General features: G+C 32.5%; 14 protein-coding genes. 8 read left to right on the forward strand and 6 right to left on the reverse strand.

The features are described from left to right. The first annotated feature begins 239 nt into the window (after nucleotides 1–239). Nucleotides 240–1,208, forward strand: coding sequence for a peptidase associated/transthyretin-like domain-containing protein (locus ACZIYX_RS13335; protein ID WP_462682742.1), 969 nt, complete (start codon nucleotides 240–242; stop codon nucleotides 1,206–1,208). 11 nt (nucleotides 1,209–1,219) lie between these two features. Here ACZIYX_RS13335 and ACZIYX_RS13340 read toward each other — a convergent pair whose 3' ends face one another. Next, the gene (locus ACZIYX_RS13340) at nucleotides 1,220–2,953 is read right to left on the reverse strand and encodes a SulP family inorganic anion transporter (RefSeq protein ID WP_462682799.1); all 1,734 of its coding nucleotides are present in this window, start codon (nucleotides 2,951–2,953) and stop codon (nucleotides 1,220–1,222) included. 320 nt (nucleotides 2,954–3,273) lie between these two features. Here ACZIYX_RS13340 and ACZIYX_RS13345 point away from each other — a divergent pair, with 320 nt between their 5' ends. Both ACZIYX_RS13345 and ACZIYX_RS13350 read left to right on the forward strand, forming a co-directional pair. After that, nucleotides 3,274–4,029, forward strand: a complete 756-nt coding sequence (locus tag ACZIYX_RS13345) for a sulfite exporter TauE/SafE family protein (protein WP_462682743.1) — start codon at nucleotides 3,274–3,276, stop codon at nucleotides 4,027–4,029. A 79-nt stretch (nucleotides 4,030–4,108) separates the two neighbouring features. After that, nucleotides 4,109–4,912, forward strand: a complete 804-nt coding sequence (locus tag ACZIYX_RS13350) for an MBL fold metallo-hydrolase (protein ID WP_462682744.1) — start codon at nucleotides 4,109–4,111, stop codon at nucleotides 4,910–4,912. Between the two features lie 216 nt (nucleotides 4,913–5,128). Here the strand turns inward: ACZIYX_RS13350 and ACZIYX_RS13355 are convergent, their stop codons facing one another. Further along, entirely contained in the window at nucleotides 5,129–5,578 is a 450-nt protein-coding gene (locus ACZIYX_RS13355) for a cold-shock protein (protein WP_462682745.1), read from the reverse strand. A gap of 319 nt (nucleotides 5,579–5,897) precedes the next feature. Here ACZIYX_RS13355 and ACZIYX_RS13360 point away from each other — a divergent pair, with 319 nt between their 5' ends. Continuing rightward, the gene (locus ACZIYX_RS13360) at nucleotides 5,898–6,488 is read left to right on the forward strand and encodes a pseudouridine synthase (protein ID WP_462682746.1); all 591 of its coding nucleotides are present in this window, start codon (nucleotides 5,898–5,900) and stop codon (nucleotides 6,486–6,488) included. A gap of 197 nt (nucleotides 6,489–6,685) precedes the next feature. Next, nucleotides 6,686–7,813 (forward strand): histidine decarboxylase, encoded by a 1,128-nt coding sequence (locus tag ACZIYX_RS13365; RefSeq protein ID WP_462682747.1) that lies wholly within the window; start codon nucleotides 6,686–6,688, stop codon nucleotides 7,811–7,813. A gap of 3 nt (nucleotides 7,814–7,816) precedes the next feature. Here the strand turns inward: ACZIYX_RS13365 and ACZIYX_RS13370 are convergent, their stop codons facing one another. The 4 genes from ACZIYX_RS13370 to ACZIYX_RS13385 form a co-directional block, all read right to left on the reverse strand. Further along, nucleotides 7,817–8,095, reverse strand: a complete 279-nt coding sequence (locus tag ACZIYX_RS13370) for a CatA-like O-acetyltransferase (RefSeq protein ID WP_462682800.1) — start codon at nucleotides 8,093–8,095, stop codon at nucleotides 7,817–7,819. A 176-nt stretch (nucleotides 8,096–8,271) separates the two neighbouring features. Continuing rightward, on the reverse strand, nucleotides 8,272–8,964 hold the full coding sequence (locus tag ACZIYX_RS13375; protein ID WP_462682748.1) for an HAD family hydrolase: 693 nt from the start codon (nucleotides 8,962–8,964) through the stop codon (nucleotides 8,272–8,274). A 92-nt stretch (nucleotides 8,965–9,056) separates the two neighbouring features. Beyond that, on the reverse strand, nucleotides 9,057–10,748 hold the full coding sequence (gene ettA, locus ACZIYX_RS13380; protein ID WP_462682749.1) for an energy-dependent translational throttle protein EttA: 1,692 nt from the start codon (nucleotides 10,746–10,748) through the stop codon (nucleotides 9,057–9,059). Nucleotides 10,749–10,799: 51 nt separating this feature from the next. Beyond that, nucleotides 10,800–10,976 carry a CAL67264 family membrane protein gene (locus ACZIYX_RS13385; protein WP_205410273.1) on the reverse strand — a complete coding sequence of 59 codons (177 nt, stop codon included), beginning with the start codon at nucleotides 10,974–10,976 and terminating at the stop codon, nucleotides 10,800–10,802. Between the two features lie 1,181 nt (nucleotides 10,977–12,157). On the opposite strand from ACZIYX_RS13385, the gene ACZIYX_RS13390 reads away from it, so the two are divergent. The 3 genes from ACZIYX_RS13390 (at nucleotide 12,158) to ACZIYX_RS13400 (ending at nucleotide 16,592) form a co-directional block, all read left to right on the forward strand. Further along, nucleotides 12,158–13,786 carry an acyl-CoA carboxylase subunit beta gene (locus ACZIYX_RS13390; protein ID WP_462682750.1) on the forward strand — a complete coding sequence of 543 codons (1,629 nt, stop codon included), beginning with the start codon at nucleotides 12,158–12,160 and terminating at the stop codon, nucleotides 13,784–13,786. 253 nt (nucleotides 13,787–14,039) lie between these two features. Further along, nucleotides 14,040–14,636, forward strand: a complete 597-nt coding sequence (locus ACZIYX_RS13395; protein ID WP_462682751.1) for a hypothetical protein — start codon at nucleotides 14,040–14,042, stop codon at nucleotides 14,634–14,636. A gap of 516 nt (nucleotides 14,637–15,152) precedes the next feature. Further along, nucleotides 15,153–16,592 (forward strand): lipopolysaccharide biosynthesis protein, encoded by a 1,440-nt coding sequence (locus ACZIYX_RS13400; RefSeq protein ID WP_462682752.1) that lies wholly within the window; start codon nucleotides 15,153–15,155, stop codon nucleotides 16,590–16,592. Nucleotide 16,593 lies beyond the last annotated feature (1 nt).

The raw sequence follows: 16,593 nt of genomic DNA on the forward strand, positions 1-16,593 counted from the left end.
ACAAAGTAAATCATTATTGAAATTTAAACCCTATACAAACATAGGATGACAAGCAAAAAGTATTTAATCTAAAAACCTGCCTGTATAATTTTAGAATCAAATACAGCACTCCATCTATCTGATAAAAGGAAAGTAAAATAATAAAATATATTATTGCAATACATCTGCTCTTTGGTGTAAAAATAGTTTTAATGTTAATATATTTTATTATTTTAGTTTTCTAAACCCCAAAATAATCTATGAAAAAGCTGTCTGCCCTACTACTGCTTTTTTTTGCACAAATTATCTATTCGCAAACATATACTGTGGTTGATTCTACACAAAAAACTCCTGTATCCTATGCTACAATTTCTTTTGGAAATGGAAATGGCACATTTGCCGATGCTGATGGCAGGTTTAATTTCTCAAAAAAATGGTACCCGGATATAGATGTTTTATATATATCTTCTGTTGGATATAATGAAGTAGCTATCTCAACTGAAACAATGCCAAAAACAATATTCTTAACCGGAAGTATCGACGAACTTAATGAAGTACATATCACTGCCGAAAAGAAAAGGAAATACAAGATAAAAAAACTTCCTTCAGAAATACACAATGATTATTTTAAATGCTGGCTTCCAACGGTTGAATCTGAAATTGCTGTTTTTTTTCCAAAAGATCCTGAAAAATCCTCTAAAATAGCTTCTGTTTATTTACCCATAAAAACAGATGACTCTAACAAAAACTCCAGTAGGCCTCCTTCTTTTTCTACTTTATTCAAAATGCAATTTTATACTAATAACAATGGCTATCCGCAAAAAAGATTGCCTTATGATGATATTATCTTTTTGGTAAGCGATCAAGATAAACCTAATTTTGAACTGGACATTTCAGAACACAAAGTATTTATCCCAAAAGAAGGGATTTTTGTATCCATACAGGTATTAGGTTATGCTGATATAAATGGCAAATTACAACAAACCAAAAAATATAGCCAAATCGAAACCAGAAAGGGTACTGTTAAAGTTTCTACCACTTTTAGACCTTTGCTGCCTTTTACAGACAAAATATCAAATTACAGAACTTTTACCCGCAGGATATTTTATAAAAACAGAGAATGGCAACGTTTTGACAAAGAATACAGCACCACCAATAACCTTATAAAAAACAATAATACCAATTATGGTATGGGGTTACGATTACACTTATTTGAAGAGGAAGAATAGCAATTTTTTTCTTAATCCAGAAAAGATCTTCTTTTGGTGTTAAATTGTATTGCTGCCTCATGCATTTGCGTGTGCTTTTTGCGGTTTTCGGCATAATCCACAGCATCTGTAATGGTTAAATAATAATGATCTATCCCTAGCTTATCGGTAAAGCCAGATCGCTTTAAAAAATCCCGCACAGGACCTATAGTACCTACCATTAATAGCTGCATCCCCAAAGTATCCAAGTATTGATGAATATCTTCTAATACATGCAAGCCTGTACTATCCATATCATGCATATTGGTATTATCCAGAATAAGAAACCTGGGTGTGGGTTTACGATTAGATATATACGCCAAAATAGCATCTTTAAAATAACCAGAATTGCCAAAATACAACTGGTTATCAAATCGAATAATCAAATACTCGGGAGATTGTAAAGCATCCGGAAATCTATTTATATTTCTATAATATTCGGTTCCGGGTATATTTACTAATTCTGCAATGTGTGGGCGGGCGCTATAATATTGAAGAAAAACAAAAGATAACAGCACCCCTATAAAAATTCCTTTTTCTACTCCAAAAATCAAAGTTCCTAAAAAGGTAATAAGCATTACTATAAAATCTCGTCTTCTAAGACGGTACAAATATTTGGCTTCGCCAAAGTTTATCAATCCTAATACAGATACCAATATGATTGCCGCCAGAGTTGCTTTAGGAATATAGTAAAAATACGAGGTTAAAAACAATAAGGAAAACAAGACCATGATTGCTGCAATGATAGACGAAACGGTAGTTTTTCCTCCTGCCTCATCATTGATTGCTGTTCTGCTATAACTGCCCGAAGATGGTATTGCCTGAAAAAACGCGCCGATAACCTTGGCAATGCCCAATGCAAATAGCTCCTGATTAGGACGTATAACATGATCTCTGTTTTTCATCTGCATAGATTTGGCAATGCCTATACTACCAACATATCCTATAAAAGTAACTGTTAATACAGATGGTATAAGTGCAACCATAGTTTCATAACTCATTTCGGGGACAACAAAAGATGGCAGTCCGCTAGGAACCTCTTTAATGATAGCCACTCCATGATGTTGCAGATCAAACATATAAACAAGCACTGTAGTAACAACCAATACCATCAACGCTCCCGGAAATGATCGTTTCCATTTTTTTAAAATATTAATAATTATAATTGAACCAACACAAATCGCCAATGTAATCCAGTTTACTTCAAAAAAATGGCTGATTGCATACCAAACAATTTGATGGGTGTGTTTAAAATCAGGAATCTCAATACCTGATCCTTGTTCTAATTGAGAAATAATTATAATAATAGCTGCGGCAGAAATAAAGCCAGAAATAACGGGTTGCGAAATAAGGTTTACCAAAAACCCCATACGTAATACACTCATTACAATTTGTAATACCCCTATCAAAAACCCTGCAAATAAAACTAATTCTATAAATTTTTCGGTAAATGGCTCTGCAAGCTGGCTTACCCCGCTCATTACCAAAATAGCTGTAACTGCTACAGGGCCTATACTTAATTGCCGTGATGTACCAAAAATAGCATAAAGTACCAAAGGGATCAAACAAGCATATAATCCATAAATTGCAGGAACTCCCATTAATAATGCATAAGCTATAGCTTGTGGTATAAGAACCACTCCTACTGTAATACCAGCAATACTATCTGCTTTAAAAAAAGAACGATTGTACCCCCTGTCTTTGAAGGTCTGAAAAAAAGGGATTATTTTATATAGCTTTTTAACGGTATCTGATTATTTAAGTTGCGTAGGTAAATCTACAATAGTTTAAGAAGTTATACCAAATAATTTGTAATTAACTATACATAATCTTGCTATTTAATCCCTCATTAAGGATCTAATCCCACGAGACTTGTCTCGAAACAAAATATATTTCCGGAAGCATTCCTTGTGAGTTTGCTCCCGGATTGTTGATAGATAATAATATAATCTAATTACTTCTTTTTATAAGCATTTCTGTATCTGGTTAAAAGTAAATATCTAATTTTGAAGAGAAATGTACTTTTATTATTTTCTAAAAACACCTTATGAGTGAAACTTTACTTTTATGCACCCTTGCGATAATTGGTTTTATTGCCGGAGTAATTAATACCCTGGCTGGCGGTGGTTCTTTACTTACTTTACCAATGCTTATTTTTATGGGGCTTCCTCCTGCTATTGCAAATGGCACTAATCGTATTGGAATCTTTATTCAGTCTGTATCTTCTATTGCTGGTTTTAAAAGCAAAGGTATCCGACCTACCCCTTTTGGTATATACCTGGGTATATCTGCCCTAGCAGGATCCCTTATTGGAGCACAAATCGCTATCGATGTTAAGGGTGAAACCTTTAATAAAATCTTAGCTATCGTAATGATAATTGTAGTACTTATTATGGTATTTAAACCTAAAGTAAACATACAGGATCTAGCTGAAAGAACAACAGGCAAACACCTTTGGATATCTATTATCGTATTTTTCTTTATCGGGGTTTATGGCGGGTTTATTCAAGCAGGGGTAGGAATATTTATATTACTGGCATTAACCTCTATTAACTACCTAAGTCTGGTTACATCTAATGCAGTTAAAGTGTTGGTCGTTTTTATTTATACCATTGGTGCTTTAGTAATATTTGCATATAACAACCAAATCGACTACCTGTATGGTCTTGTCCTTGCATTAGGAAATGCTACAGGAGGCTGGATTGCCAGTAGATGGTCTGTAAAAAAAGGGGATGGATTAGTCAAAGTATTTTTAGTAATAATGGTCACTGCAATGGCTGTTAAATTATGGTTGAATAATTAACTCCAAGGTATCCACTAAGTATATTTGTAGTATTATTGCTATCTTTTATATCTTAAACAAATACATAAATCCATCTGTTATGAAAAATTTTCCCTTTTATTTTTTTATACTCTGTATTTTCTTTGCAAGTTGTAAATCACAAAAAAAAGAAGAGCCTGATAGTAGTAGTGAAGAAGTTACAGATACTATAGAAACCGCAGTACAAAAAGTAGTAAATGATATTATTATAGATCCAATAACGCATGCTACTACTATTATAAAATGGAAAGAAAAAACTATTTATATAGATCCTGCCGGAGGTGCTAAAGCTTTTGAAGGGAAAAAAAAGCCTGATTTAGTTCTTATTACAGACATTCATGGAGATCACATGGATATAGAGACTTTAGACAGTTTAAATCTGTCCAAATCCGAAATTATTGTTCCTCAGGCTGTTGCCGAAAAACTTCCTGCCAAATATACAGATCAATTAATCATTATAAATAACGGAGAAACAAAAGAAATACAAGGCATATCTATTGAAGCCATACCAATGTATAACCTGCGTGAAGAAGCTTTAAAATTTCATAATAAAGGGCGTGGTAATGGATATGTAATTACTTTAGGAGATAAACGTATTTATTTTTCTGGAGATACCGAAGATATCAGGGAAATGAGGGATCTTAAAAATATAGATATAGCTTTTGTTTGTATGAATCTACCATACACTATGACTGTAGAAAGTGCTGCGGATGCTGTATTAGAATTTAAACCAAAGCAAGTATACCCATACCATTATCGTGGAACCGAGGGATTAAGTGATGTAGCAAAATTTAAAGAATTAGTATCCAAAGACCCGTCTATAAAAGTATTACAGTTGGACTGGTATCCAGAAAAGAATCAATGAACTTTTAACAAAAGGAGGCTGTCTAAAAAGTAATTTTTGATAAAATCCAACTGAATTATTTGTAGTATTTTCTAAAAAAACTTTATTTATTTCAGTAAAATCTTCTTTTAGAGTTGGTTTTTTGAAGAATTTATAATAAAAAAGAGGGGGTTTGACTTTTCAAACCCCCTCTTTTTTGTTTTTTAAACGTATGACTATTATAATAACCGTAAATCCTTAAGCTTTTTTTACACGAACTGCGTTCATACCTTTTTGACCACGTTCTAATTCAAAAGTAACTCTGTCATTTTCTTTTATTTCATTTATCAAACCATTAACATGCACAAAATATCTTTCTTGTGTCTCATCATCATTGATAAAACCATATCCTTTAGAATCATTAAAAAAAGCAACTTTTCCTTTTCGTACAGGATCAAATTCTTCTTTTTCTCTCTTAGGAATCCCTATTTCAATATTTTCTGCTTTTATCTTTTTCTTCTTAGAAGGATCTGGTGGGGTATCCGTAAGATATCCGTTTTCATCTACATAAGCAATCATACTATCTAAGCCATTTCCTTTATTAGAATTAGCTTTACGCTCTACTTTCTTTTTCTGCTTATCTTCTCTTTTTTTTAATTTCTTTTTTTCTTTCTCTATCTTATTGAAAGTTTGCTGTGATTTTGCCATTCGTTTTTATAACTCTTTTTATTAAAACCTATTTTACTCCGGTATATAGGTATGTAACCGGTTGTCATTGAAATACTAAACGAACAATTGGAAAATGACAATTTTTAAGATTGATTTACCGAATAATTTACCCAGTGGTTGCAATAACTAGAATACAAAAATGCATTCAAATTTTTCACAAAGGTAAGTTTTCATTTTTGATAAAAAAAAAACTCTTCATATAAATCAATGTTATTCTATCAAATAGAGAGTCTGCTACGTCAAAATTTGTAAATTGCTGCCTTATTTTTACCAAAAACAAACCCTACCCTTTTTTTGAATGAAACATAAGGTTGAACAACAAAACCATACTCATTTTGCAATCTATAAACCCTATGGCTATTTAAGTCAGTTTATTAACAATGGGCAAAAACAAAATTCAAAAAAATTATTGGGCGAATTATATGATTTTCCTAAAGGCACAATGGCTATTGGCAGGCTTGATGAAAAATCTGAAGGATTATTACTATTGACCACAGATGGAAAAATCAGCAACCATATATGTAGCGGCACTACCGAAAAAGAATACTACGCGCAGGTAAACGGAAATATTACTACAGAAGCTATTGAGTTATTAAAGTCTGGGGTCGAAATTGGTTTTGACGGAAAAAAATACACAACCACACCATGCAATGCCTGTAAAATAGAGACCATACCAGAGTTTCCTGAACGTTCAAAAAAGATACGGGACAATAGACATGGCCCTACAAGCTGGATATCTATTACTTTGCAAGAAGGCAAATTCAGACAGGTACGAAAAATGACATCTGCAGTTGGTTTTCCTACCCTACGATTAATACGTGTACGCATTGGCTCTATACACCTAAAAGGAATGCTTATTGGCGAAGTACGAGAATTAGACTCTATATAAATGCCTGTTTTTAATACCGTGTGCTTCTGTACATCTGTTATAAAGAAGAAATATTTTCTAAATTCAATATCAATTTTTGTAAAAAAAGGGATAAAACAACTTGAAAATGATTTATAAAAGATTATTATTCTATTTTAAATTCATTTTTTAGAAAATAAAACCTTTGTGTGTAGTTTTGCTCAAATTATACATCTATTATGAAATTACGTACCGCAGAACAAGAACAGCTAGAACAATTATATTTAAGCATACAAAATACGACACAAAACTTTTTGGGATATCCGGTATCCAAAGATTTTGATTATTCAGAGTTAATGCCTTTTTTACAATATCCATTAAATAATCTTGGAGACCCCTTTAGTGAGTCTACATATCGTGTAGATTCCAGAACTATGGAACGTGAGGTTGTTAATTTTTTTGCAGGTCTGTTTAGAGCACATACAGAGGATATATGGGGATATGTAACTAATGGCGGGTCTGAAGGAAATTTATATGGTTTATATGTTGCCCGTGAATTATACCCTAAAGGAATGGTATATTTTTCTGAAGCCACACATTATAGTATTCAAAAAAATGTAACCTTGCTTAATGTAGATTATGTTATTGTAAAATCGCTTTCGAACGGTGAAATAGATTATGAAGACTTAAAAGATGCTATTGGATATCACAGACACAGACCTGCAATAGTTGTAGCTAATATTGGTACTACAATGACAGAAGCCAAAGACGATACTAAAAAGATCAAAGGAATTTTAGAAAAAATGGCAGTAGAAAAGCACTATATTCATGCAGATGCTGCATTAGCAGGTGGTTTTGCTCCTTTTGTGACCCCCAGACCTGCTTTTGATTTTGAAGATGGCACTGATAGTATCTCGATTAGCGGACATAAGTTTATTGGTTCTCCTATGCCATCTGGGGTAGTGATTGTAAAAAAAGATAACAGAGATAGAATTGCCCGAAGAATTGCATATATAGGCAGTTCTGATGCTACTATAACCGGATCCCGAAATGGGCACACTCCATTATTTTTGTGGTATGCTATAAAAAAACTAGGAGTGGATGGCTTTAAAAAACGTACAGAACATAGTTTAGCTGTTGCTTCCTATACCGAAAAAAAACTAAAAGAGCTGGGTATTAAAGCATGGCGAAATCCTAATGCCCTAACCATAGTCTTTCCTGCACTTAGCAAAACCATAATAGATAAATGGCAATTGGCCACCGAAAAAGGACAATCACACATTATTTGTATGCCAAACGTGTCGTATAAACAAATTGATGAATTTATTGCAGATGTAGAATTAGAAATGTGTGCCTCTGCTGTATAACAATTATTCATTTAGCAATCGCTGAAACTCTGCCAGATATTGACCAATATGATATCCATCCATTAATCCATGATGCACATTAATTGCAATAGGTAAGCTTAGTTTATCTTTTTCTTTAGAGTATTTACCAAATGAAATTTTTGGCACACTATCTTTAAATTGAAAATGCCTGACGTGTATAAGTCCTGTAAAAGTATACCAAGGAATTGATGAATAATGGATGGTATCTATGCGTTTAGCATTATTTGTATTTCGTAACCTTTTACTGTTTTGCGTTTCCAGATCTAATTTAGTCCTACTTTGTCATCTTATATATGCTTTTATTTCATTTTTAGATTTACCATTAACATCTCTCTACATCTCCCGTCATAGGGAGAATTTTACTCCTTCCTTTGAAGGAAGGTTGGGATAGATGTATTTTTAACTCTAGGATCACAAAGTAGGATTAGTTCTCTTTTTTATAATACCTGTAATAAATCGCTGGCTTTTGTAAAGCTTCTAAAATTTGGATGATTTATTTCTTCATTTATCATTTCATGTGCCCAGGTAGTATGAAAAGGTATATGAAATGCATGTGCCCCTATATTTAAAACAGGTAGAATATCTGATTTTAATGAATTACCAACCATTAAAAACTCATTTTCTTGAATATCCAGATGTTTCACTAGTTTTTTGTAGTGTTTTTCTGTTTTATCGGAAACAATTTCTATATGATGAAAATATTTTTCCAGGCCCGATTTAATCAATTTGCGTTCTTGATCTAACAAATCTCCTTTGGTAGCCATTACCAAACGATATTTTTTAGACAACTCCTTTAATGTAATCTCTATACCATCTATTAGCTCTACTGGTGCTTCTAACATTTCTTTTCCTATATCGATAAGTTTCTGCACAAGTTCTATTGGCATAGTCCCTTTAGAGACTACTATAGCTGCTTCTATCAAAGAAAGTGTAAAGGGTTTGATACCATAACCATATAAAGGCAGATTTCCTATCTCCATATCAAAAAGCAACTTATTAGCTTCTTCTTTTGGCATATATCCTTCTAAAAGAGCGCAAAAATCTTCTTCTGCTTTTCTAAAAAAAGTTTCATTAACCCATAGAGTATCATCTGCATCAAAGGCAATGACTTTTATATTTTGTAGTGGCATTTTTTTAAGTATATAAGTTTTAAATCAACACTCTACAATACAAAATGGCAGAGTGCTGATTCTTCAATAATTTTACTAGTTTTTACTTCTAATTATCGAACTAACTTCTTATATTTAATACGTTTTGGCATAAGATCACCTCCTAAACGTTTCTTTTTATTTTCTTCATAATCCGAGAAGCTTCCTTCAAAGAAATATACTTGAGAATCTCCTTCGAATGCTAGTATATGTGTGCAGATTCTATCCAAAAACCAACGGTCGTGAGAAATAACTACGGCACATCCTGCAAAGTTTTCTAAACCTTCCTCTAAAGCTCTTAAAGTATTTACGTCCAAATCATTGGTAGGCTCATCCAAAAGCAATACGTTACCTTCTTCTTTTAAGGTCATTGCCAGGTGCAATCGGTTACGTTCTCCTCCTGATAATGCCGAAACTTTTTTGTTTTGTTCGCTTCCGCTAAAGTTAAAACGACTTAGATACGCTCTTGAGTTTACTTGTCTGCCTCCCATCATCACCAATTCTTGCTCATCACTAAAGTTTTGCCAGATGGTTTTTTCTACATCTATATTACTATGGCTTTGATCTACGTACGCTATTTTGGCTGTATCTCCTACAATAAAGCTTCCTTTGTCTGGTTGCTCCTCTCCCATTATCATTTTAAATATAGTGGTTTTACCTGCTCCGTTTGGACCAATAACCCCTACAATACCTGCTTGTGGAAGTTTAAAATTGAGATCTTCGTATAGTAATTTATCTCCAAAAGCTTTACTTACTCCCGTAGCTTCTATTACATTGGTTCCTAATCGCGGGCCATTTGGTATATAGATTTCTAGTTTTTCATCTATTTGTTTCTGATCCTGACTAAGTAACTTATCATAATTGCTTAAACGGGCTTTTTGTTTTGCCTGACGTCCTTTTGGAGCCATACGAACCCATTCTAACTCTCTCTCTAAAGTTTTTTGGCGTTTAGAAGCTTGTTTCTGTTCTTGCGATAATTTTTTTGCTTTTTGATCCAGCCATGAAGAATAATTTCCTTTCCAGGGGATTCCTTCTCCTCTATCTAACTCTAATATCCATCCTGCAACGTTATCCAAAAAGTACCTATCATGCGTTACGGCAATTACAGTACCTTTATATTGTTGTAAATGATGCTCCAACCAATGTACAGATTCTGCATCCAGGTGGTTGGTAGGTTCATCCAGTAGTAATACATCTGGTTCTTGTAATAAAAGACGACAAAGAGCCACCCTTCTTCGTTCCCCACCAGATAAAACTCCAATCTTTTTATCTGCATCTGGCGTACGAAGTGCATCCATTGCTATTTCTAATTTTGTATCCAACTCCCATGCATTACTTGCATCGATTTGATCCTGTAAACTTGCTTGCTTATCCATAAGCTCCTGCATCTTATCCGGATTTTCATACACTTCTGGTAAGCCAAACATATCATTAATCCTATTGTACTCATCCAATACAGCAACAGTTTCTGCTACTCCTTCTTTTACTACTTCAAGTACTGTTTTTTCGGGATCTAATTGCGGTTCTTGTTCTAATAAACCTACCGTATATCCAGGGGCAAAAACCACATCTCCCTGGTAATTTTTATCTATCCCTGCTATAATTTTAAGCAATGTAGATTTACCAGATCCATTAAGCCCCAGAATACCTATTTTGGCTCCGTAAAAAAAGCTTAGGTAAATATTTTTGAGAACCGGAGTATTTGCACTTTTATAAGTCTTGCTTACTCCCGACATCGAGAAAATTACTTTTTTATCGTCTGACATATGTCCTTAAATTATTATTTTATATTAAGATAATTTGTATGTATATTATAATCACACTCTTCCTTTTAAAGCATTAAAAACCCAGGCTATTGCAAAAAAACCTATACCAACAGCAGCAAAACCATACCCTGATACATCTCTATACCTAAAAGCTCCTAATGCAATAAGTGCAAGTCCAACCAATACCATTATAAAAGTTGCCCAAGCTAAAACTGTATTTTTATTCATTCCCATATATTATTATTTAAGTTTAGTACGGTTTAAAACAGGTACAAATATCGGTATTTTATCGTCAAAACACAGGTTTTTATAGAGTTCTTAAAACATAAAAACACCTTATATTCTATTTTACAATAAATTTGAAAGTACTTTTAATTAAAAAACAGATGTTTATATATGAAGTATCTGTTTTTAAACCGTTAATTGTTCTATTTTTTAACACAAAATTCATTGTCAATACTATTAACTTACAAAACCAACCATACAAAAATAGGTATATATTGGTTTTTATAAGTTAAATTATTGTTTACAGAGAGTTTTTCTCTAGTAAAATAAAGATCTTCATATATGCAACAAACATCCTGAATAAGGATAATGAACTCATCTTGACTTTTTCTATTTCCTAAAAAAATGGCTGAAATTCACCCATATTTCGTTACTTTTCTTACCCGTAGCGCTGCTATAGCTTTCAAAAAGTGCCTCATCTGGTCAAATTTCAACTCATTTTCGGTTAAAAACAAAAAGTCAAGATGAGTTCAATGATAAAATTGATAGTTACCCCCTTTATTATTGAATAATTTTAGTTTATTATTCATTAAACCCGGATTATGCAACAGAAAATCTATTATGCCCTTAATACCATTTTAACTTTGAAATAGCACTAATAAATTATTTCTTTTTCAAAGTTAAAATGGTATAATCTACTGCAAATACAACCGTTACACTTGATTTTTTAATTTAACCATAGCCCTTCGATAAACTCAGGGTAAACTGCTATGCTAAAACTAAGAAAATCATTGTATTTATGGTATCTCAAAGTTTCATCACGAAGTTCTGTTGCATAATTCGGGCAATGTCATTAAGTTAAGAATTTAAAGTTTGTTAATAGTGGATTCCAGTCCCGTTCTTCAACGGGACTGGAATCCATGATGGAAGTAAAGGGGTATTTTGCTTTTACAGATATTTAATCCTCAAAAAGATACAGCGTTAAAATAATTAGTAATTTGTTATAAAACTGTTAAAACACCATAAATTAAAAAGACTAAAACACTGTTAAAAAGTGTTTTAACATCCTTGCCTTAATGTCTGTTTGTAAAATCTAAGATGTATTTAAAATATTTTACTATCCTTTATAAACTCTATGTTTTTTGTATTTTCGTGCAAACAATACACACTCATAAAACACACTAATGGATATAAACTTTAATAAAAACGAAGATCATAATAAACTTTTAGTATCAGATTTAAGGCAAAGATTAGCAAAAGTAAAATTAGGGGGAGGCGAAAAGCGAATCGAAAAACTTCATGCCACCGGTAAATTAACGGCTCGCGAAAGAATAGATTATTTATTGGACAAAGGTTCTAAATCTATAGAGATTGGAGCTTTTGCAGGAGAAGGCATGTATGAAGAGCATGGTGGTTGCCCTAGCGGAGGTGTTGTCGTAAAAATAGGATATATAAGTGGTAAACAATGTATAGTAGTTGCAAATGATGCTACTGTAAAGGCCGGGGCCTGGTTTCCGATTACCGGAAAAAAAAACCTGCGCGCTCAGGAGCTTTCTATCGAAAATAAATTACCTATTATCTATTTGGTAGATAGCGCAGGTGTTTATTTACCTATGCAAGATGAAATTTTTCCTGACAAAGAGCATTTTGGAAGAATTTTTCGTAATAATGCCGTAATGAGCAGCATGGGAATCATTCAGATTTCGGCAGTTATGGGTAGCTGTGTTGCTGGTGGGGCTTATTTGCCAATTATGAGTGACGAAGCTCTTATCGTAGATAAAACCGGAAGTATATTTCTTGCCGGAAGTTATTTGGTAAAAGCTGCTATTGGTGAAAGTATTGATAATGAAACTTTGGGTGGCGCAACCACTCATTGCGAAATCTCTGGGGTAACAGATTATAAAGCAAAAGATGATAAAGATGCTTTGGATACTATAAAGAATATTATATCCAAAATTGGTGATTTTGAAAAAGCTGGTTTTAACCGCATCAAACCTGCTGTTCCCAAAGAAAATCAAGAGGATATTTATGGTATTTTACCAAAAGCCCGAAACGAGCAGTATGACATGATGGAAATCATTAAAAGATTAGTGGATGATTCTGATTTTGAAGAATATAAAGCAGGATATGGGCAAACCATATTAACAGGGTATGCCAGAATTGATGGTTGGGCTGTAGGAATTGTAGCTAATCAACGTAAAATTGTAAAAACCAAAAAAGGAGAAATGCAGTTTGGTGGTGTAATCTACTCTGATTCTGCGGATAAAGCAACACGATTTATCGCCAATTGTAATCAAAAAAAGATACCTTTAGTATTTCTACAAGATGTAACTGGTTTTATGGTAGGAAGCAAAAGTGAACATGGAGGTATTATTAAAGATGGAGCAAAAATGGTAAATGCAGTAAGTAATAGTATTGTTCCAAAATTTACTATTGTGGTTGGCAACTCTTATGGTGCCGGTAATTATGCTATGTGTGGCAAAGCATATGACCCAAGATTAATAGCCGCATGGCCTAGTGCAGAACTTGCGGTAATGGGGGGCTCACAAGCTGCAAAAGTTTTATTACAGATAGAAACTGCATCTTTAAAAAAGAAAGGGGAGCAGCTATCAAAAGAGGATGAAAAAGCCCTGTTTGATAAAATTAAAGCTCGATACGACAAGCAGACATCACCATATTATGCTGCAGCAAGAATATGGACCGATGCAATTATAGATCCTTTGGATACCAGAAAATGGATTTCTATGGGTATAGAAGCTGCTGATCATGCCCCCATTGAAAAGAAATTTAGTTTAGGGATTATCCAAGTATAAAATAAAAATTAATCAGGCTGTATATAAATAGCCATTTTATAAATAACTTAGGTAATTTTTTTGCTATCCTGCCATAGGCACAATAATATTACCTAAGTTATTCAAAATAAGTGTTTTAAAACAATAATTCTTTTTATTTTTCTTGCCTTTTTGGCACTAATTTCAGAATGCTTTTGGTCTGAAAACTATAAAAAACTATATACTCATCTATAATACTTTTCCTTAATAAATCGTTATAAGCATAAAATTTATAATGAAATTTATCCATCAATTTTGTATTCTTTCATTATTAACGGTTTACTCTGTTAAGGGTCAAAATTATTTGAATCAAGAAAACCCATGGGTGCTTGGGATTGGTGTAAATATTATATATGATTCGGGTTCTTTATTTGATGGGGTATTTAACCTAAAAGAGAATTATAACTACAATACTCCCATACGCTTATCTCTTGAAAAAAGATTTAAAGATGATTATGGATTTGAAATTTCTGGTAGCTTTAATAAATTTTTGGAAGGCAAAAGAGTTAACAATAAAATATTAGATAAGAGTGTTAATATTTTTATTCTGGACGGGGCTTTCAAATACTATATTACCAATAAATATTTAAACAAATACCGAGCATTGTATGAAGGTTATTTTTCTTTTGGGGGAGGAAGCAGTTTTTATGACAAAACCCCAGCAACAACAGCCAATCTTGGTATAGGGATTAATTATTATATCTCTGAAAGTATTCGTTTTAATGCCCAGGCTACCGGTAAAATATCTATAGATAACTCTTTAAAAGGCAGCAATTACATACAGTACAATATTGGCTTAATAATTAGGTTAGAAGAATCTGATTTTGATTAGTTCAGCAGAGCTTCTTGCATTATAAATAATTGGTTTTTAACAAGTTGTATCACACCATAAGTTGTTTAGAGCTTTTTGATTCATCCTTTTGATCCCATATTGATAGTTTAATTCACCACAAGGCTTGCTTTAAACCAAATATATTTTTGAGAACATATCTTCGTGAGCCTGCCCCTAGGTTATTGATTTATCCATTAATATAGATAGAAATAAAAAATAGAACACCAATTTATTCGCAAAAAAATGCATTTAACAATAGTTTACGACATGTAAGAATTATCCTATAATCTATTGATTAACAACCATAATACAAATAAATATAATGTTTGTTTTAAAATATAGATTTAAAATATTCGTTATCCATTTTTTAAGAAACATTCGCAGATTAAAAAGATTAAACTTAAAAAAGACATGTATTTGATTCATAGTACTAAAAGCTAAAAACCGCTTATAACCTTCAGATTAAAAAAATTATTTAAAGCAAGATATTTTGGAAATAAAAATATATTATCATCTGTGAACAGCTTAAAAAAGAAAGCCACAAGCGGGGTTATCTGGAGCAGTATAGACAAGTCTTTTACCATGTTAATCCAATTTGTGTTTGGTATCATTCTTGCTCGTTTATTAGTGCCCAAAGATTATGGGTTGATTGGTATGATTACCATATTTATTACCATTTCTCAGGCTATTGTAGAGAGTGGTTTTAGCAGGGCTTTAATTCAAAAAAAAGATGCAGATCAACTGGATTACTCCACTACATTTTTTTTTAATTTTTTAATAAGCATATTAGTATATCTGATACTTTATTTTACCTCTTCGCTTATTGCAGATTTTTATGTTCAACCGTTATTGGCAGATCTTGTTAAAGTCGTTGGTTTAAATGTTATCATATCTTCTATAGCAATAATTCAACGTACAATCTTAATCAAAAAAATAGATTTTAAAACCCAGGCCATAGTAAATATTATTGCAGGTATTGGCGGGGCATTAATCGGTATTGGATTTGCTGTATCCGGATTTGGAGTATGGTCATTGGTTTTTCAATATTTATCCAGAAACTTTATAACTTCGGTATTATTCTGGATAATGAATGACTGGAGACCAACCTTAGTTTTTAGTTTAGCTTCTTTAAAAAGACTTTTTAATTTTGGATCTAAAATTTTGGCTTCTACCCTTTTATATGCTGCTTTTCAGAATATTTATTTGGTTATAATAGGTAAGGTTTATAAATCTGAAGAATTAGGATACTATACCAGAGCTACTTTATTTAAGCAGATTCCAGCTACTTTAGTGACTACTATTATACAAAATGTTACATTTCCTATACTAGTTTCAGTAATTGAAGACGACACCCAGGTAAAAAAAATAATGAGAAGAAGTATTAAGCTTACTGCTTTTCTTATATTTCCTATGGCTGTGAGTTTGATTGTTTTTGCACATCCTCTTGTTTTAATATTGCTTACAGAAAAATGGTTGCCAACCGTTATTTTATTACAAATCCTTGCTGTCGGAGTTATTTTTTTTCCTGTAAATAGTATTAATACTAATTTTATTAATGCTAAAGGAAGATCTGACTTATTTCTAAAACTAGAAATCATCAATAATGTACTTACCATTATGGCAATTGCCTTTACGTATCGTTTTGGTATGACAATAATTGCTATTGGTTATGTAAGTGTTTCATGTATAGGCTTCTTTACTTATGCATACTATAGCGGAAAATTTATTGCCTACTCCGGAGTAAAACAAATCATTGATATGTTTCCTTATGCACTGGTTAGTATTATTGTAACCATTTTAAGTTCTTTTATTTGGAAACTTGTCGATAACCAAACCCTATATCTGCTTGGTGGTATAATCACCAGTATTTTAGGATATATACTATGCTCCTATATTTTAAAGTTTAAAGAGTTAGAGGATATTAAAAATATAATAACAACTAAAATTAAAAAATAAC

The sequence above is a fragment of the Aquimarina sp. genome (assembly GCF_977115655.1).